Source organism: Nocardioides mangrovicus, assembly GCF_003674065.1.
In the GTDB taxonomy this organism is placed as follows: domain Bacteria; phylum Actinomycetota; class Actinomycetes; order Propionibacteriales; family Nocardioidaceae; genus Marmoricola; species Marmoricola mangrovicus.
In genome coordinates, this window is record NZ_RDBE01000009.1 from 1 (window position 1) to 17177 (window position 17177).

The 17177-nt window shown below is 73.8% G+C and carries 18 protein-coding genes; 8 read left to right on the top strand and 10 right to left on the bottom strand.

Annotated features, from left to right (window positions below; all coding sequences use genetic code 11):
* Positions 1–946 (bottom strand): MCP four helix bundle domain-containing protein (locus tag D9V37_RS13860; RefSeq protein WP_147455950.1); only part of this gene is annotated, 946 nt, incomplete at its 3' end.
* Positions 947–1074: 128 nt separating this feature from the next.
* Positions 1075–1824 (bottom strand): hemerythrin domain-containing protein, encoded by a 750-nt coding sequence (locus tag D9V37_RS13865; RefSeq protein WP_121806914.1) that lies wholly within the window; start codon positions 1822–1824, stop codon positions 1075–1077.
* Positions 1825–1911: 87 nt separating this feature from the next.
* Between D9V37_RS13865 and D9V37_RS13870 the strand changes: the two genes are divergently transcribed.
* A complete protein-coding gene (locus D9V37_RS13870; protein WP_198412550.1) occupies positions 1912–2955 on the top strand; it encodes a response regulator transcription factor in 1044 nt (347 codons plus the stop codon).
* A gap of 262 nt (positions 2956–3217) precedes the next feature.
* Positions 3218–3919, top strand: coding sequence for a VOC family protein (locus tag D9V37_RS13875; RefSeq protein ID WP_121806788.1), 702 nt, complete (start codon positions 3218–3220; stop codon positions 3917–3919).
* 8 nt (positions 3920–3927) lie between these two features.
* On the opposite strand, the gene D9V37_RS13880 is transcribed toward D9V37_RS13875, so the two are convergent.
* Positions 3928–4122: a Flp family type IVb pilin gene (locus D9V37_RS13880; RefSeq protein ID WP_121806789.1), complete on the bottom strand. Its 195-nt coding sequence runs from the start codon at positions 4120–4122 to the stop codon at positions 3928–3930.
* A 234-nt stretch (positions 4123–4356) separates the two neighbouring features.
* Here D9V37_RS13880 and D9V37_RS13885 point away from each other — a divergent pair, with 234 nt between their 5' ends.
* Complete coding sequence (locus D9V37_RS13885) at positions 4357–4695, top strand: HIT domain-containing protein (RefSeq protein WP_121806790.1); 339 nt, start codon at positions 4357–4359, stop codon at positions 4693–4695.
* 273 nt (positions 4696–4968) lie between these two features.
* Here the strand turns inward: D9V37_RS13885 and D9V37_RS13890 are convergent, their stop codons facing one another.
* From D9V37_RS13890 to D9V37_RS13905, 4 genes are all read right to left on the bottom strand, one after another.
* Positions 4969–5652 carry a hypothetical protein gene (locus tag D9V37_RS13890; RefSeq protein WP_121806791.1) on the bottom strand — a complete coding sequence of 228 codons (684 nt, stop codon included), beginning with the start codon at positions 5650–5652 and terminating at the stop codon, positions 4969–4971.
* An 88-nt stretch (positions 5653–5740) separates the two neighbouring features.
* Positions 5741–7345, bottom strand: coding sequence for a phytoene desaturase family protein (locus tag D9V37_RS13895; RefSeq protein WP_121806792.1), 1605 nt, complete (start codon positions 7343–7345; stop codon positions 5741–5743).
* Positions 7342–7776, bottom strand: a complete 435-nt coding sequence (locus D9V37_RS13900) for an SRPBCC family protein (RefSeq protein WP_121806793.1) — start codon at positions 7774–7776, stop codon at positions 7342–7344. Before D9V37_RS13900 ends, D9V37_RS13895 begins: the two co-directional genes overlap by 4 nt.
* Before the next feature lie 35 nt (positions 7777–7811).
* Positions 7812–8420 (bottom strand): alpha/beta hydrolase, encoded by a 609-nt coding sequence (locus D9V37_RS13905; RefSeq protein ID WP_121806794.1) that lies wholly within the window; start codon positions 8418–8420, stop codon positions 7812–7814.
* 149 nt (positions 8421–8569) lie between these two features.
* Between D9V37_RS13905 and D9V37_RS13910 the strand changes: the two genes are divergently transcribed.
* From D9V37_RS13910 to D9V37_RS13930, 5 genes are all read left to right on the top strand, one after another.
* Positions 8570–9262 carry a PIG-L deacetylase family protein gene (locus D9V37_RS13910; RefSeq protein ID WP_158604476.1) on the top strand — a complete coding sequence of 231 codons (693 nt, stop codon included), beginning with the start codon at positions 8570–8572 and terminating at the stop codon, positions 9260–9262.
* Complete coding sequence (locus D9V37_RS13915; protein WP_121806796.1) at positions 9255–9821, top strand: class I SAM-dependent methyltransferase; 567 nt, start codon at positions 9255–9257, stop codon at positions 9819–9821. The genes D9V37_RS13910 and D9V37_RS13915 overlap by 8 nt, the downstream gene beginning before the upstream one ends.
* Positions 9818–10777, top strand: coding sequence for a hypothetical protein (locus D9V37_RS13920; RefSeq protein WP_147455951.1), 960 nt, complete (start codon positions 9818–9820; stop codon positions 10775–10777). The genes D9V37_RS13915 and D9V37_RS13920 overlap by 4 nt, the downstream gene beginning before the upstream one ends.
* A gap of 11 nt (positions 10778–10788) precedes the next feature.
* The gene (locus D9V37_RS13925; protein ID WP_158604477.1) at positions 10789–11517 is read left to right on the top strand and encodes a glycosyltransferase; all 729 of its coding nucleotides are present in this window, start codon (positions 10789–10791) and stop codon (positions 11515–11517) included.
* Between the two features lie 175 nt (positions 11518–11692).
* Positions 11693–12844 (top strand): FAD-dependent monooxygenase, encoded by a 1152-nt coding sequence (locus tag D9V37_RS13930; protein WP_121806799.1) that lies wholly within the window; start codon positions 11693–11695, stop codon positions 12842–12844.
* Here D9V37_RS13930 and D9V37_RS13935 read toward each other — a convergent pair.
* Genes D9V37_RS13935 through D9V37_RS13945 form a run of 3 tightly spaced genes read right to left on the bottom strand, consistent with a single transcriptional unit; the run spans position 12841 to position 17166 of the window.
* Entirely contained in the window at positions 12841–14262 is a 1422-nt protein-coding gene (locus D9V37_RS13935) for an aminobutyraldehyde dehydrogenase (RefSeq protein ID WP_232524926.1), read from the bottom strand. The genes D9V37_RS13930 and D9V37_RS13935 overlap by 4 nt on opposite strands.
* Positions 14263–14272: 10 nt before the next feature.
* Positions 14273–15655 carry an NAD(P)/FAD-dependent oxidoreductase gene (locus D9V37_RS13940; protein WP_121806801.1) on the bottom strand — a complete coding sequence of 461 codons (1383 nt, stop codon included), beginning with the start codon at positions 15653–15655 and terminating at the stop codon, positions 14273–14275.
* On the bottom strand, positions 15652–17166 hold the full coding sequence (locus D9V37_RS13945) for a PucR family transcriptional regulator (RefSeq protein ID WP_232524927.1): 1515 nt from the start codon (positions 17164–17166) through the stop codon (positions 15652–15654). The genes D9V37_RS13940 and D9V37_RS13945 overlap by 4 nt, the downstream gene beginning before the upstream one ends.
* Positions 17167–17177 lie beyond the last annotated feature (11 nt).

The following is a 17177-nucleotide window of genomic DNA, read 5'->3' on the forward strand; positions in this document are numbered from 1 at the left end:
CCTGTACCGAGGTCTCCTCCGCACCGGCCGCGATCTGCTGGCTCGAGGCCGAGAGCTCCTCGGCAGCCGCGGCCAGGGCCTCGGAGGTCTCGACGCTGCTCGTCATGAGCTCGCGCAGCTGCGTCAGCGCGTCGTCCAGGCTGGTGCTCATCTGCCCGATCTCGTCACGTGAGCGGATCCCGCTGGTCGCGGTCAGGTCACCGGCCGCGAGCGCCTCCGCGACCTTCTGCACCTTGCCCACCCGCTTGGCGAGGTCGCGGGCCACGACGACGGCGGCCACCGCGCCCAGGGCGATGCCGACCAGCAGCACGAGCAGCATGGTCACGCGCAGGTGCTCGTAGCTGGTGTGATTCTCGGCCGCGGTGCGGCGAGCGTCGGAGGCGACGAGTCCGCTGAGCGTCTCGAGGTTCGCGGTGGCGTCCTTGAACGACTGGTTCTTGGCGTTGGCGGCCACCCAGCCGGCGGTGTCGTGCTTGAGCGCCAGCGGTGCCGTGTTGGCCGTGTTGAAGGCCAGTCCGGCCGCGACGTCGCTCCGCACCCGCTCGAGCAGCTTGGCCGTACTCGCGGCGGGCGAGGTCGCCTTGAAGGCGCGGACGTCGCTGTTGAACGTGGTGGTGAGCGGGCCCAGCGAGTCGAGGGCGGTCTGCGCGTCGGCCGGAGTCGGTGCGAGCGCGGCGTCGCGGATGGCGATGCGCATGTCCTTCACATCGCCCACCAGCCGAGTCGTGGCCACCGACTCCTTGACGTTCTGCGAGTACATCGAGGCGGTCGCGCCGTCGGTCTGGGCGAGCCCGTGAAGCCCGAAGACCCCGACGACCAGCGCCGCGAGAGCCAGCACGGCGACCGACGCCAGCACCTTGGTCGCGATGTGCCGGTCGGCGCACCAGCTCGCGGCGCCCCGGCGCGGCGGGGCGATGTCGGCGGAGCGTGAACCGTCAGTGGACATGGAGTTCCTTCGCAGGAGTCGATGCACGCAGCGCGTGCGTTCTCCTCCTTGATCGACTCCTCGGTCGTCGACCTGAAACTGGACTAGTCATATCCGGTGCGGTCGGCCCGGCTCATGGGTTCACGGGTTCACGGGGTTGCGGTCCCGTAGACCTGCCGCGCGCGTCGGGCGTAGACGGTCGGGGCGATGCGGGGCACCACGTACCGCGGGACGGCCGGCGCCGAGGCGAGCATCGCGCTGAGCACGGCCGGGTCGCCCTCGTAGGCGAACATCCCGAACACCAGCGGCAGGACGGCCTTGGGCACGCTAGCGGCCCCGGCCTCGCCGACCGCATCCCACTCAGCCTGCGTCAGCTGCAGCGCGGCCAACGGCAGCAGCTGCTCCTCCTCCGTTCGCAGGTGCTCGGCCAGCAGGGCGTGCAGGTGCTCCAGTGCCTCCACCAGCTCTCGACGCGGCGCTGCTGCCGCTTCGTCGACCCATTGCTCGCGGCCCGTGCGCACACGACCGAGGACCGCGTCGAGCGCGGCGTGCTGGGCCTCTGCGACGTCGAGGAGTCTCGCTTGGCGAGCGGTCAGCCGCGGCCGCAGCACCGGCCACAACAGCTCGTCCTCCCCGGCGTGGTGGTGGTGGAGCAGGTCGCAGAGCAGACCCAGGTGCCGGTCGACCACCTCGGCGCGGCGTGCGTCACCATCGCCGACCTGAGCGACGGCGTCCCGCACGAGGCGGAACTCGCGCAGCAGCATGGTGTGGACGACGATCATGTCGCGGACGTCGATGGGGGTCTGCTGCTGCGGCGAGCAGTTCCACCTGGCTTCGCGATGGTCGTACCAGCAGCGACGGGTGTGGTGGTGGGCCTGTGGATCGAGTGGTGTCGTCATGACCGAGAGCGTGCGGTGCCAGGACAGGCGGGGGTATCCCAGAAATGTGGGGTTCCCCGCAGCCGGCCCCGAGCGCACGATGTGCTCGTGAGCTCCGCGACCCGCAGCCTGCGTGACCGGCTCCACGATCGGCTCCTGGCGGCCGTAGACCGCGAGCGGCTGGCCACCGTCCTCTTCGATGGCCTGGCCCACCACGTGCCCTACGACTTCGCGTGCTTCGCCGTCACCGATCCGACCAGTGGGCTGATCACCTGGGCCGCCAAGAGCCGCCCGCTCGGGGTGGGCGACGAGGACTTCGCGGCCAGCGAGTACGGGCCGCCCGACCTCAACCAGTTCGCGGAGCTGGCTCGTCGCCGACCGCCGGTCGGGGTGCTCTCCATCGACACCGACGGCCACCCCGAGGCCGCGCGCCGCATGGCGCAGTACATGGGTCCGCAGTTCGGCTTCACCGACGAGCTCCGGGCAGCGCTCACCAGCCGATCGGCGACCTGGGGGGCGCTGGCTCTCTACCGCGGGCCGGGAGATCCGCCCTTCAGCGCGGGCGAGGCCGACCAGGTGGCTGCCGTCTGCGAGCCGGCGGCGGCCGCGGTGCAGCGCTGCCTGTTCGCCGGCAGTGGCGCATCGAGGTCCGCGGGGGAGCCGGCGGGGCCGGCCGTCATGGTGGTCGACGCCTCGGGACGGGCGGTGCAGACCACGACGGCGGTGCCGGCCGTCGTGGAGGAGCTGGGCGGCTACGACCACGGATCACTGCCCGAGAACGTGCTGGCCGTGGTGGCGCGCAGTCGTCATGGCGACCAGCACGTGCACAGTCGGGTCCGCGGTCGCTCCGGAACGTGGCTGAGCATCGGCGCGTCCCCGCTGTCCGGCGCCGGACGTGGTCCAGCCGACGTGGTGGTGACGATCGAACCCACCCCGCAGGCTCAGCTGAGCCGTCTCGCCCTCGCCGCGCACGGGCTGACCGCGCGCGAGGAGGACGTGGTCTCGCTGGTGCTGCAGGGCGTCAGCACCCAGGGGATCGCTCGGTCCCTGCATCTCTCGCCGCACACGGTGCAGGACCACCTCAAGACGGTCTTCGCGAAGGTGGGCGTCTCCAGCCGGCGCGAGCTGACGGCACGGCTCCTGGTGGGCTGATCCTCCTCGACGTGCCCGGTGTCTCCCCGGTGCGTCCCGCTTCATGGGGTGGTGATGAGCCGCCACGGCTCTGGCATCGTCGGACTCGACGGTTCGACGCTCCTGTGAGCTGACAACTTTCTGCAGGCGACAGCTCTCGAGCTTGAGCCTTCGGGCCCCCAGGATCTGGCTGAGTTCACGGTCCTGGGGGCCCTTCGCGCGCCGCTGCTTCCCGCGGCTCTCCCGCCCTGGCGGTGTCCGACCCTCCTGGCAGGCTCGGCCCATGACATCGGAGCAGCACGAGACGCTCGGCGACGCGGCGGCAGCGGCATCCATCCACGACGACGGGTGGCGGCTGCTGCTCGGCGGTGCGTACAGCTGCGTCGCGGTGGGTTCGATGGCTGCGGCGGCACAGGTCGCGGAGGTCGCGGTGCGCGCGTGCGGGCCGGACGCCGCGCACCTGCGGCTGGACCTGGGCGACGACCGTGTCGGCCTCGTGCTGCGTACCCCGCGGGCCGAGGGGCTGACCCGGCTCGACACGGCGCTGGCCGCGCAGATCTCGTCGGCAGTCAAGGAGCTCGGCCTGGCCACGACGCCGGGCGAGGGTGGTGGCGCACGCGCCGTGCAGGCGCTGGAGATCGCTGTGGACGCGCTCGACATCCCCGCCGTGGTGCCGTTCTGGGCAGCCGTGCTCGGCTACGACGTCGTGTCGCGGCCGATCGCCGAGGGCCAGGAGCTGGTGGTCGTCGACCCCGCCGGGCAGGGGCCCACCCTGTGGTTCCAGCAGCAGGACGTCGCGCGCCCCCAGCGCAACCGCATCCACCTCGACGTGAGCGTGGCCGAGGACGAGGCCGACGCGCGGGTGGCCGCGACGCTGGCCGCAGGAGGCCGGGTGGTCAGTGACAGCCGTGCGCGCGCCTTCTGGGTTCTGGCCGACCCGGAGGGCAACGAGGCCTGCGTGTGCACCTGGCAGGACCGCGACTGAGCGGTCCCTCAGCTGCAGGAGCCCACGCTGGAGCTGGCTCGCACGGTGGAGCAGGTCTTGCTGAACACGCCCTTGATGACGCCGCCGAACGCGAAGACGACGAGCACGACCAGTGCGGCGATGCCCGCGACGAGCAGGCCGTACTCGACCGCCGAGGCGCCTGTCTCATCGCGCCGCGTCCAGGTCCTGATGAGCTCGATCATGGGGTGGTTCCCATCTGTGGGGGGGTCGGGCAGACGGTGGGTGCGGATCCGAGCGCGTGTCCAGGATGGCTCCGATAGGTAGCCAATGGGTCGTTTCGGACTTTATGGTCCGAATCGGTTACGGGGGTCCGCAATCCCGTTCGGTGCTGCTGCGAACGCAGCGGTGGCGACGCGCGTTCGTGCTCGAGACGAGATCGGCGACGGCGCGAGACGTTCGCCTCCTAGCCTGGTGGCGTGGCCGACTACACGGGAGACGACTTCTACTGCGACGTCGCACTCCGTGGTGTACAGGCGCTCGACGTCCTCCACGACGATCCCCGCGTGCTGGCGTTTCGACACACCCGCCCCTTCTGGCCCGTCCACGTCGTGGTCGTGACCCGGGAGCACGTCGACTCCCTGCTCACGGTGGGCGACGACCTGGCAGTCCACCTGCTCCACGTGGTGCAGCAGGTCGCTGCCGATGTCGTGGCCGCACACGGTGCCGCGGGCGTCACCACCAATCTCGGCGACTACCAGGACTCGCGCCACCTGCACGTCCATGTGCATGCCGGTCGGCCGCTGCGCCGGGCCTGAGCCGGCCGGGCGCCCCGCGGGTGTAGCCACGTCAGGTCGCGGGGGCGTACAACTCCAGCATGCCCACGGATCCCGACAAGTCCCCGGACGACCCCGCCGCCGACGACGCCAACCCGGCCGATGCCGGGGGCAACCCCGATCGGACGGAGGCGGAGCCGGACGAGGGGTGAGCGACCGGGAACGCCTTCACGCACCACACCCGCAACCGGTCGCGGAGGCGACCGATCGCGGGTGCGGTGGTGGGTCGGGTCCGCGAGGCGGACCCGCGCGGGACTACTGACCCGGGGTGGTGTTGACGGTGATCTTGGCGATGCCGACCAGGAGACCGCCGGCGACGGCGTTGGTCTTGAAGGTCTTGTTCAGCAGGTCGGCGGCGACCGGGGAGACCTCGACCTTGGTGCCCTCGAGGGTGGCGGTGCCGGACCCGGCCGACAGCGGCTTGAGGGTGCGGCCGTCGAGCTTGAGCACGTAGGCGCTGGTCGCTGCGGTCTTGCCGTTCACGCTGACGTCGCCGTAGACGCGGCTGACGCCGGGGTCGACGTTGAGGTTGGTGATCTCGACCTTGGTGCCGCCCGCGGACAGCGAGAAGCCGGAGCCCTCGTGCTGGATCTGGCCGATCACGTAGGGGGAGACCTGACCGGGCTTGAACACGGTCACGTTGCCGCCGGTGATCGGGAAGACGAGGGCGCCGTTGGTCAGCTTGGCGGTGCCCACCACGCCGGGGGTGAGCTTGAGGGTCTGCAGGGCCTTGACGAAGCCGCTGTCGAGGGTGACCTGCGTGGTGTTGCCCTGCAGCGAGTCGATCGAGGCGACCGGCTTGGGGGCCTTGGTGCTGGTCGAGGAGGAGCTCGAAGCCGACGACGAGTCGTCGCTGCTGCTCCCGCAGGCGGCCAGGGCGGGGACGGACAGCATCGCCACGGCGACGCCGGCGACGATGCGCTTGTTGAGGGTGATCATGCCGGTGGTTCGTGCCCGGGTTCGCCGCGGACGGGAGGAGTTTTGGCCGGATTGGTCTGTGATCGAACTGTGACCCGAATCGCGTGGCTCAGGACCGGCGGAGCGCCCGCCGGAGCCGGTCGTGGGCGAGGGCCGCGCGCGCGGCGTTGTGCCCGGCCGCACCGTGCACACCGCCGCCGGGGTGGGCCGACGCCGAGGCCAGGTAGAGGCCGGGTACGCCGGTCTCGGCCCGTCCCAGCCCGGCGACCGGACGCAGCGCCAGCTCCTGGTGCAGCTGGGAGGTGCCTCCGTTGAGAGCGCCGCCCACCAGGTTGGCGTCGCGCGACTCCAACTCGGTCGGGCCGAGCACCCGGCGGGCGAGCACGCGCGTGCCGAACCCGGGGGCGTACGCCTCCAGACGCGCCTGCACCCGGTCGGCGAACCGCTCGCACTCGTCGTGGTCCCAGCGCCCGCCGAGGCCCTCGCCGCCCGCGTCGCCACCGACGTGCTGGGGCACGTGGGTGTAGGCCCACATCGACTCGGTGCCCGCCGGCGAGCGGGTGGGATCGGAGGTGGTCATCTGACCGGCCAGCAGGAAGGGGCGCGCCGGCACCAGGCCGGCGCTCACCTGACCCAGGGCCTGGGCCAGGTCGGCGACGTCGTCGGCGACGTGCACGGTGCCCGGGGAGTGCGGTGGCGGCTGCGCCCACGGCACCGGGCCGCTGAGCGCCCAGTCGACCTTGACGGTCGCCGGATCCCAGGTGAACTGTCGCATCCCCGCGCGGACCCGGCGGGGTACGTCGGCGGCCGGCACCAGCGATCCGGCCCGGCCGGGGCCACCGAACAGCTGCACCGCGGTGACCGCCGCGACCACCGCACGACGCGCGTGCACCGAGCCACCCGCGGCGTGGACGTGGCGGGCCCGGCCGTGCTCGACGCCCACCCCGTGGACCGCCTCGCCCACACGTACCTCGCCACCCCTGGCCTCGAGGCGACGACGCAGCGCCGCGCTCAGCTGGCCGGCACCGCCTCGCGGCACAGGGAAGCCCACGCTCTGCGCCAGCATCGACATGAGCAGTCCCATGAGGCCCGAGCCGGGGGAGTCGACCGGGATGTCGGTGTGCCCGGCGTTGCCGCACAGCAGCAGCTGCGGCCCGGCGCCGCCGAAACGCTGCCGGGCGAGCTCGGTGGCCGGCGTCAGCAGCGTCTTGAGGAACCGGGCACCGCCCAGCTTGCGCAGCTGCCACAGCCCTCGCGGCACAGCGCGCAGCGGCGGGAAGGGCTGCAGCAGCCCCGCCAGCAGCGGCTCGCCGATGACGTCCCACTCGCGGCACAGCGTCAGCCAGGCCTCCCCGTCACCGGCGTGCTGCTCCTCGGCCAGGGCAGCGGTGACCTCGCGGTCGCGGTGGATCAGGGCCCACGAGCCGTCGGGCCGGGGATGGCCCAGCGCCGCCGGGGCGTGCTCCCAGTGCAGCCCGTGCTCCTCCAGGCGCAGCGCGCGGATGGCGGGGGAGACCGCGGCCAGGGGGTAGAACGCGCTGAAGGTGTCGTGCACGAACCCGGGGTGCACCTCGGTGTCGCTGCGCACGGCGCCGCCGACCTCGGGCTGCTCCTCGAGCACCAGCACCGACCAGCCGGCGTCGGCGAGGTGATTGGCCGCGACCAGGCCGTTGGGTCCGGCACCGACGACGACCGCGTCGTAGGCGCTGCTCATCGGCGGCGTTCGGCGAGGTAGGCCAACCGCCGCAGCGCCTCGACGTTGCGCCAGTGCAGGCCCGGCGCGCGCAGCGGTGCCGGCACCAGCCGTGCGGGACCGGAGGCGGCGTCCTCCTCCAGCGCGACGTGGGTCTGCTCGGCCACGGCCTCCAGCCGGATGCGGACGTGGGCCTCCCCGCTGGGCCACGCCCGGGCCCGCAGCTCGAGCAGGGTGGGGGGTCGGGACTCGAGCACCTCGGTCTCGTCGTCGAGCAGCAGCGGCCAGGCGCCCACCGAGTGGTGCAGCTTGGCCCCGGCGGCCGGCCACTGGTCGTCGACGTCGCGCATCCGCGACGCCCCCACCACCCACAGCGGGTAGAGCCACCCGTCGGCCAGGACGTCCCAGACCTGCTCGGGGGTCGCGGCGATGGTCCTGCGCACGGTCGTCATCATCGTCCGGTACCCAACCGGCGCGGTCCCACGGCTCAGCCGAGCAGATGGTCGACGGTGAAGCGGGTGGCCGCACGCTCGAAGGCCGCGCCGTGCCGCAGCATGGCGTGCTTGCCCCCGGGCACGCTCACCTCCTCGACGCTCGTCTCGCGCCGCAGCCGGGCCGCCACGGTGGCGGCGTTGGCGGGCGAGGCGATCCGGTCCTGCGAGCCGTGCACGATCAGCACCGCGCGCCCGGTCAGGTCCTGGTGGTCGGAGGGATAGAGCCACGGGTTGAGGGCGACGACGCTGCGGACGTCGGGCTGGTCGCCGGCCAGGATCGCGGCCCGACCGCCCAGGGAGTGGCCGACCAGGCCGAGGGGGAGCCGGCCCAGCCGGTCGCGCACCTGGTCCATCGCCCAGGTCGCATCGGCCACGGGGGTCGTCGTGGTGTCCCAGCCGCGGTGGCTGTTCAGCACACGGAAGACCGCGAGCGTCCGGGGCCGGGCGAGCGCCAGCCGCCACCCGATGGGCACCATCCGCAGCACGGAGAGCTGGGTGGGGCTCACCGGGAGCGTGCCCCCACCGCGGGCGGCGCCGCCGTGCAGCAGCAGGACGGCCGCTGCGGGGCGGGACGGGACGTGGACGTCGATCAGCCGGTGCACGCCAGGGGTGTGCCCGCCAGGCGGACGTCCATGCGCGGGCGCTCGTCACACCGCCCGACCCGTAGGGGTGCGGTCGGGGCGAGCGCCCGCGTGGGACCGTCGATCATGCCGAGCCGCCCTGCTGTCGCGCTCGGTGGATGCGTCCTCGCGTGCTGACGGGCGGGACCGATCCGGGCACGGCCGTGTTGTGGGACGAGCCGGTGCTCACGACGTCGTGGCCCCTCGCCCGCGACGCGCGCGTGCTGGTGGTGGGGGCGCATCCGGACGACGAGACGATCGGTGCGGGCCGGCTGCTGGCCGCCCACCACGGCCGGTGCGACGCGGTGGTGCTCTCCGCAGGCGAGGCCTGCCTGCCCGACGGCGACCGGCGCGACCTGGGGCACCAGCGGCTGGCGGAGTGGCGTGCCGCGCTGTCGCACCTGGGGGTCCGGCCGCTGGAGGCCCCGCGATGGCCCGACGGTGAGCTGGCGGCGTACGTCGCCGAGATCGAGGAGGCGCTGCGCGAGACCGCGGCGGACTACGACGTCGTGCTCGCCCCGTGGCGCCACGACCCGCACCCCGACCACGAGGCGGTCGGGCGCGCCGCGCTGGCCGCTGCCCCGGGCCGGGTCGTGGCCTACCCGGTGTGGACGCCGTTCTGGACGACGCCGACGCAGCTCGGTGAGCGCGGCGCACGCCTGGTCGGATTGCGGACGCCGGCCTCGGCGCACCGTGCCTGGACGGCGGCCGTGGCCGAGTACGCCAGTCAGACCCGGCCGTTGCGTCCGGGATGGGCGCCGATCGTGCCCGCCGAGCTGCTGCGGCGCCAGCAGGAGCAGCTGCTCGTGGTCGACGATGCGTGAGACCGACTTCGACGCCCGCTACCGGGCCGATCCCGACCCGTTCGAGGTGGCGAGCAGCTGGTACGAGCGCCGCAAGGAGAGCGTCGTCCTGGCCTGCCTGGCCCGGCAGCGCTACACGGCGGCCTGGGACTGTGCTGCCGGCACCGGCCACCTCGTCCACGCCCTGGCGCCTCGCTGCGAGCGGGTCCTGGCCACCGACGGCGCGGTCACCGCCGTCTCGATCATCGGCGCGCGCAACGCCGAGCGGCCCGGGGTGACGGCCGAGCTGAACACGCTGCCGACGGTGCCGCCCGCCGCGACGGGGTGCGACCTGGTGATCCTCGCGGAGATCCTCTACTACCTGCCCGCGCAGGCGCGAGGAGAGCTGCTGGAGGCGCTGCCCGCCTCGGCCGGCGAGGTGCTGCTGGTGCACTGGCGCCACCACGCCGACGACGCGTGGCTGAGCGGGCCGGCCGTGCACCTCGAGGCGGGACGGGCCCTGGAGGCCGCGGGCTGGACGGGGCGGGTGCACCACGTCGACGCCGACTTCGTCCTCGACAGCTGGGTGCGGTGCCCGTGACCGCGGTACCGGTCGCCCTGGACGTGCCCGCGACCGTCCGTGCGGGCGGCGCGGACACCCAGGCGCTGCGTGAGGCCGTCGTCGCGACCGCGCCGGAGTCGACCACGTTCCTGGACTGGCCGCGACTGGTCGAGCACCTGCTCGCCGTCGGTCGCACGGACGCCGCGTGGGCCAAGCTGGCCGAGGCCCACGTCGACGCCCTCCGCATCCACGCCGAGGCCGGCACGCAGCCGGTGCCCGGTGCCTGCTACGCCGTCTGGGCCTCCCGCTCGCACGAGACCGGGCTACGGGCCGTGCGCGACGGTGACGCGTGGCGGCTCAGCGGCACGCTGGCCTTCGCCTCCGGCGCCGGGGTGGTGGACCGGGCGCTGATCCCGGTCTGGAGCGCCCCGGAGCGTCACGACCTGCTCGACGTCGACGTCCGGGACTGGCCATTCGACCGTAACCGGTGGCGCACCCACGTGATGCGGGACAGCCACACCGCCTGGGTCACCCTGGCCGAGGAGACGATCAGCGCGCGGCCGGTGGGAGGTGCGTCCTTCTACCTCGGCCGCCCCGGCTTCTTCCCCGGCGGTGTCGGGGTGGCGGCCGCCTGGGCCGGTGGCGCGGCCCGCGTGTGCGACCTGCTGGAGGAGGTCGTGCCGCTCGAGCGTCGCTCGGCCGGCCAGCTGGTACGGCTCGGTGCGATCCGCGCCGACGTGGCGAGCGCCGTCGCGGTGTGCCGCGACTACGCCCGGACGGCCCCGCAGACCCATCCCGACCCCCGGCTGCCCGCCACCCTCGCCCGGCACGCGGTGGCGGCCGCCGTGCGGCGGGTGCTCGTCGACGCGCGCGCCGCGGCGGGCGCCGCCGGGCAGGTGGGACAGCCCCAGCTGATGCGCGCGATCGAGGACCTGACCCTCTACGTCGCCCAGCAGGACCCGGACCAGGACGGCTCGTGGCTGGGGAGCCGGTGAGGCGACCCGGCGTGGTCGTCGCCGTCCCGGCCCAGGACGAGGCCGCCACCATCGAGACCTGCCTGCAGCACGTGATGCGCGCCGCCGCGCGGGCGGTCGAGCACGCCCACGCCGACGTGGTGGTCGCCGTGGCCGCGCACAGGTGCCGCGACGCCACCGAGCAGCTGAGCCGGGACCTGCTGGGTCGGGCCGCCTACCCCGGCGTGCGCGGTCTGGTGTTCGCCGACCACGACGCGACGACCGTCGGCGAGGTCCGCGCCCGACTGATCGAGCGCGTGGCCGCCGAGGTGCCGATGCGTGTCGACACCTGGATCTTCAACACCGACGCCGACTCCGCGGTCTCCTCCGACTGGATCACCCGCACCCTCGAGCAGGCCGAGCACACGGACGCCCGGCTCGTCCTCGGTCTGGTGGACCTGGATCGCTGGACGGCGCCGCCATCGGCGCTGGAGGCGTACGCGCGGCTGGTGAGCGAGGGCATGCGACCGGGCGGCCACGACCACGTCTACGGCGCGAACCTGGCGGTGCGCTGGGACGTCTACCGCCAGGTGGGCGGGTTCACCGCCGAGCTCCCGGAGGACCGCGGTCTGGTGAACCGGGTCCGAGCGGCGCAGCACCGCGTCCTGTCCACCCTCGAGCCCGTGGTGCTCACGTCCTCGCGCGAGCAGGGCCGCAGTGGGGCCGGCCTGGCCGACCTGCTGGCGCTGCTCAGCGGCACCCAGGTCGTGACCGAGCGCTGAGGGCGCTAGTCCTCGATGCTGTCCCAGTCGGGTTCGGGCAGCGGGAGCCAGGGCTCACCGGCTTCGGGCTCGGGGAGCGTCGGGATGGCCATGCCTTCCTATGTATCCGCTTTGTCGACATCTCATGCGCGATCGTGAAACCACGGTGAAAGCGAGCGTGCCTAGCGTCGCCGCCATGAGGTCGTCCAGGGTCCTGATCTGCGGAGCGAGCATCGCCGGGCCGGCGCTCGCCCTCTGGCTGGCGCGCTACGGCTTCGAGGTCACCGTGGTGGAGAAGGCCGCATCGGTGCGCGCCGGCGGCCAACCGGTCGACTTCAAGGGCGCCACCCACCGCACCGTCCTGTCGCGGATGGGGATCCTCGAGCAGGTGCGGGCCGCCGCGGTGGGGGCGCACGACGGCGCCATCGTCGATGCCCGCGGCCGCCGGATCGGCACGGTGCCGGGTGAGTTCAGCGGCGGCGAGATCAACGTGCCGCGCGGTGACCTCGCCTCCATCTTGCTGGAGCGCACGGCGCCGACCTGCGAGTACCTGTTCGACGACGTCGTCGTCAGCCTCGACCAGGACGCCGACGGCGTCGACGTACAGCTCGCGCACGGCGGGCGACGGCGCTTCGACCTGGTCGTGGGCGCCGACGGGATCCACTCCGGCACCCGCGCCCTCGCCTTCGGGCCCGAGAACGGCTTCGTGAGCCACCTCGGCTACTACTACGCGATGTTCTCCGCGGTCAGTGCGGACGACGAGATGTACAACGAGCCCGGCCGCATGGTCGCCACCAGCGGTGGCGACGACCCCGCCTTCGCGGTGTTCGCCTCGCCCCTGCTGGCCTACGACCGCGACGACGTCGATCAGCAGCAGCGCCTGGTCGTCCACGCCTTCCGCGGTGCCGGGTGGCGGGTGCCGGAGCTCATGGCCGGGCTCGCCGACGCCGACTACTTCTACTTCGACTCCATCAGCCGGGTGAGCGCCGACCGCTACGCCAGCGGCCGCGTCGTGCTGCTCGGCGACTCCGCCTACGGCAACGCGCTGGGCGGCTTCGGCACCGGCCTGGCCATCGTCGGGGCCTACGTGCTCGCCGGCGAGCTGCATCGCGCCGGCGGCGACCACGCCGTCGCCTTCGCCGGCTACGAACGCAGGTTCCGCGACTACGCGAAGGTCTCGCGCAAGGTCAACGCCGGACGACTGCTGGCTCCCAGCACCCGGGGCGGCATCTACCTGCGCAACCGGCTGTTCTCGGTCGCACCGCTGTTCGCGCCGCTGATGCGCCTGAGCGACCGGTTCGCCACCGACATCGAGCTGGTCGACTACGAGCAGGCCGGCGCGGACTAGTAGTGCGCGCTCATCACGTGCTTGATCCGGGTGTAGTCCTCGAAGCCGTAGACCGAGAGGTCCTTGCCGTAGCCGGAGCTCTTGAAGCCGCCGTGGGGCATCTCGGAGACGAACGGGATGTGGGCGTTGAGCCAGACGCAGCCGAAGTCCAGCGCGCGGCTGAGCAGCTCGGCGGTGCCGTGGTCGCGGGTCCACACGCTGGCGGCGAGGCCGTAGTCGACACCGTTGGCCAGCTCGATCGCCTCGTCGCGGTCGGTGAACGGCTGCACGGTGAGGACGGGACCGAACACCTCCTGCTGCACGATCGCGTCGTCCTGCCGGACGCCGGTGACGACCGTGGGCGCGAGATAGAAGCCCCGCTCTCCCACGCGGGTGCCGCCGGTGACGACCTCGGCGTGGCCGGGCAGTGAGTTCAGATGGCCCATGACCTTGGCGAAGTGGCCGGCGTTGTTCAGCGGCCCGTACTCGGCGGCGAGATCGTCGGGGAGCCCGGGGCGGACGTCGGCGGCGCGCTCGACCAGGGCCGCCACGAGGTCGTCGTGCACGGAGGCGTGCACCAGCACGCGGGTGGCGGCGGTGCAGTCCTGGCCGGCGTTGAAGGTGGCGCCGACCAGGATGCCCTCGGCCGCCGCGGCCAGGTCGGCGTCGGCGAAGACCACGGCGGGCGCCTTGCCGCCCAGCTCGAGGTGGCTGCGCTTGAGCCGCTTGGCCGCCGACTCCGCCACCTGGGTGCCCGCCCGCACCGACCCGGTGATGGCGACCAGGCCCGGGGTCGGGTGCTCGACCAGTGCGCGACCGGTGGTGGCGTCGCCGACGACGACGTTGAGGACCCCCGGCGGCAGCACCTCGGCGGCGAGCTCGCCGAGCAGCACCGTGGAGCGCGGCGTGGTGTCGCTGGGCTTGAGGACGATGGTGTTGCCGGCGGCGAGCGCGGGCGCGATCTTCCAGACCGCCATGGCGAACGGGTAGTTCCACGGCGTCACCTGACCGACGACGCCGATCGGCTCGCGTCGGACGCTGGAGGTGAAGCCCGCCAGGTACTCGCCCTGCGACATGCCCGACGCCAGCCGCGCGGCGCCGGCGAAGAAGCGCAGCTGGTCGATGCCCTGGTCGACCTCCTCGGACTCCACGTAGCGCAGCAGCTGCCCGGTGTCGCGCGACTGTGCGGCCACCAGGTCGGCCCGGCGGGCGTCGATCGCGTCGGCGAGCTCGAGCATCAGCTGCTGCCGGCTGCCCGGCGTGCTGCGGCCCCACGCGGGGAACGCCCGCGAGGCGGCCGCGTACGCGGCGTCGACCTCGGCCGACGTGCCGATCGGCGAGCGGCCGTCGGCCTCCCCGGTGGTGGGGTCGACCAGCTCGAGGGAGTCGGTGGCGGTCGACTCGACGGCCTCGCCGTCGATGACGTGGTGGATGGTCACTGCTGTCTCCTCATGAGTCGAAGCCGAGCCCGAGCGCGTCGAGCGCATGGATGACCGGACCACGCCGTCCTTCGCGGTGGTCGGCGCGGTCGAGGCCCCGCCGCATGACGGTGACGCCGAGGCTGGTCAGCGGCTCGGGCGGGAAGGGCAGCGGATGCCGGCGGACCATCGTGAGCCGGGTGCGCTCGGTGTCGCGGCCGGCCAGCCGGTCGAGCATCACCTGGGCGGCGAACCGGGTGGCCCCGACGCCCAGCCCGGTGAACCCGGCGGCGTAGGCGACGCGGCCGTCGCGAGCCAGGCCGTGGAACGCCACGAACTGCGTGCAGGTGTCGATGGCGCCCGCCCAGCGGTGGCTGAACCGCACGTCCTCCAGCTGCGGGAAGGTGGCCAGGAAGTGGGAGGCGAGTCGGCGGTAGGTCTCCGGCCGGTCCTCGTAGCCCGACCGCACGCGGCGCCCGGGGTGGTAGACGGCGTCGTAGCCGCCGTAGAGGATCCTGCCGTCGGCGGTGGGCCGGGAGTAGTGGAACTGGTTGGCCAGGTCGCCGAACCCCTGCCCGTGGCGCCACCCGATCGCGGCGCGCTGCTCGGTGGTGAGGGGCTCGGTCATCAGCACGTAGTCGTAGACCGGGATCGTCAGCAGCCGGGTGCGCCGCAGCAGCGAGGGAAAGGCGTTGGTGGCCAGCGCGACCCGCTCGGCGCGCACGACGCCGCGATCGGTGCGCACCGTCGTGCCCTCCAGCGCCAGCGCGCGCGTCTGCTCGTGGATGCGCACGCCCGCCTCGGTCGCGGCCCGGGCCAGCTCGCGGGCCAGCTTCGCGGGGTGCACCAGCGCGCAGTCCTCGCGGTCCCACACACCGCCCAGGAACAGCGGGCTGTCGATCTCGGCGCGGACGGCTGCGGTGTCGAGGCGCTCGCCGTCGAGCTCGTCGAGCCACGCCAGCTGGTGCTCCTCGGTGGCGACGTCCAGCTCGCCCACCCGCGCGAAGTCCACGTCGAGCCCGGCGACGTCGCGCTCCAGGCCGTCCAGGTTCTCCCGGCCCAGCCGCACCAGGTCGTCGTACTCGCCCGGCCAGCGCGAGCGGCCGTTGCCCTCGCCGTGGGTCAGACTGGCCTCGCAGAACCCGCCGTTGCGCCCGGAGGCCGCCCAGCCGACGCTGCCCGCCTCCACCACGACGACGTCGAGCGAGGGCTCCTCGCGCTTGGCCAGCAGCGCCGTCCACAGCCCGCAGTAGCCCGCCCCGACCACGACGAGGTCGGCCGTGATGTCTCCGGCCAGCGGCTCGTAGGACGCACCGGGGGCGTCCTCGATCCAGAACACCCGCGGGACGCTGGTGGCCAGCGACCGCTCAACCAACGCCGCGGCCGGGGCGTGGCGTTCGTAGGCGGTCCTCATGCCTGCACCTCGCGGGCCAGCAGGGCGAACCGCAGCGCGGTGAGGGTGTCGGGGTCGTCGAGCCGACGGCCCAGCACCTGCTCGGCGCGCGACAGCCGGGCGTAGTAGGCCGGACGGGAGAGGAAGAGCGCGGCCGCCGCGGCGGTCTTGTTGCCCGGGTGGGCGACATGGGCGGCCACCACCTCGAGCAGTCCCTCGGTCTCCAGGTCGCGCAGCTGGCGTTCGGCGAACAGCGAGATCCGCTCGTCGTCGCCGAGCAGGGTGAGCAGGCCGCGCAGCCCGACGTCGTCGAGGCGGTGCACGCCCTCGGTGTCGCCGGGCACCGCCCGCAGCACCTGGCCGCTCTCGCGCAGGGCCGATCCGACGTCGCCCGCCGTCGTGACCGTCCGACCCACGCCGAACGCCGCCGGCACGCGGCGAGACGTCGCCAGTGCCCAGCGATCCACGGCCTCGACCGGGTCGAGGGTCGCGGGCAACGAGAGCAGGATCCGCGGCGAGCGCTGCACGACGTCGGCCACCGCGGCGAGCTCGTGCGAGGCGGCGGTGGACACGGCCGCGGTCACCAGGTCCTCCGCCGTTCGCGAGCCGGTCGGGCGGGCCGAGACGGCCACCAGGTGACGTCCCGCCTGCGGCCACGCGAGCCGGTCGGCTGCCCGCCGGGTCTCGGGGTGGTCGGGGTCGGCGACGAGCCGGTCGATCAGCTCGCCGTGGCGGCGGCGCACCAGCGTCTCGCGGTCGCGGGTGTGGAGCAGGTGCAGCGCCACGGCGCCCGCCCCGCGCTCGATGACCGCGACGACCCGCGGCTCCGGCGGCCGCGGGCAGTCGAGCACCAGCCGGCCCCAGCGGCGCGCCGGGGCGCCGAGGTGGGTGACCAGCCAGCCTGCCGAGGCGTCCCACGACGTCCGGCCGCGGACCTCGACGCGCCGCGAGCGCACGCTCCAGTCGTCGAGGAAGCCGTCGTCGCCCTGCGGCCCGAGCACGTAGTCGACCACGCGGTGGTCGCCGTCCTCGACCACCGCGGTGGCCGCGGCCAGGTCGCGCACGGCCCGCAGGATCTCGGCCGGTCCGGCCTCGGTGATGGCCAGGTCCGTGAAGGTGTCGTGCACCTGCTCGCTCTCGCGCAGCGCGGTGACCTGGGCGTCGACCACCCGCTCGCCGACCTCCTGGGCCACCGCGGCGAAGCTGACCTCGCGACGCAGTTCGACCAACGGCAGCCCGGCGCGGCCGCAGGCCGAGACCAGCTCGCCGGGCAGCCCCTCGCGCCAGCGCCGCCCCAGCTCGACGACCAGCCCGGCCGCCTGGACCTCGCCCAGGCTGCGGGCGAACCCGGCCAGCGACGCGGGCTCGTCGGGCAACGCGATGCCGGTGGTGAGCACCAGGTCGCCGGCGCGCAGCAGCCGGGCGATGTCGGCCAGCTCGGTGACGTGCACCCATCGCACCTCGCGGTCCAGCTGCAGCTGGCCGGTCAGCACGCGCGGCTCGCCGGCGGCGAGGACGGGAGTGGCCAGCACGTCGGCCACGC

Excerpts from the sequence above, each read along its gene's own strand:
- D9V37_RS13865 (WP_121806914.1), bottom strand. The coding sequence starts at position 1,824 with ATGACGACACCACTCGATCCACAGGCCCACCACCACACCCGTCGCTGC.
- D9V37_RS13875 (WP_121806788.1), top strand. The coding sequence starts at position 3,218 with ATGACATCGGAGCAGCACGAGACGCTCGGCGACGCGGCGGCAGCGGCA.
- D9V37_RS13880 (WP_121806789.1), bottom strand. The coding sequence starts at position 4,122 with ATGATCGAGCTCATCAGGACCTGGACGCGGCGCGATGAGACAGGCGCC.
- D9V37_RS13890 (WP_121806791.1), bottom strand. The coding sequence starts at position 5,652 with ATGATCACCCTCAACAAGCGCATCGTCGCCGGCGTCGCCGTGGCGATG.
- D9V37_RS13895 (WP_121806792.1), bottom strand. The coding sequence starts at position 7,345 with ATGAGCAGCGCCTACGACGCGGTCGTCGTCGGTGCCGGACCCAACGGC.
- D9V37_RS13900 (WP_121806793.1), bottom strand. The coding sequence starts at position 7,776 with ATGACGACCGTGCGCAGGACCATCGCCGCGACCCCCGAGCAGGTCTGG.
- D9V37_RS13915 (WP_121806796.1), top strand. The coding sequence starts at position 9,255 with ATGCGTGAGACCGACTTCGACGCCCGCTACCGGGCCGATCCCGACCCG.
- D9V37_RS13930 (WP_121806799.1), top strand. The coding sequence starts at position 11,693 with ATGAGGTCGTCCAGGGTCCTGATCTGCGGAGCGAGCATCGCCGGGCCG.
- D9V37_RS13940 (WP_121806801.1), bottom strand. The coding sequence starts at position 15,655 with ATGAGGACCGCCTACGAACGCCACGCCCCGGCCGCGGCGTTGGTTGAG.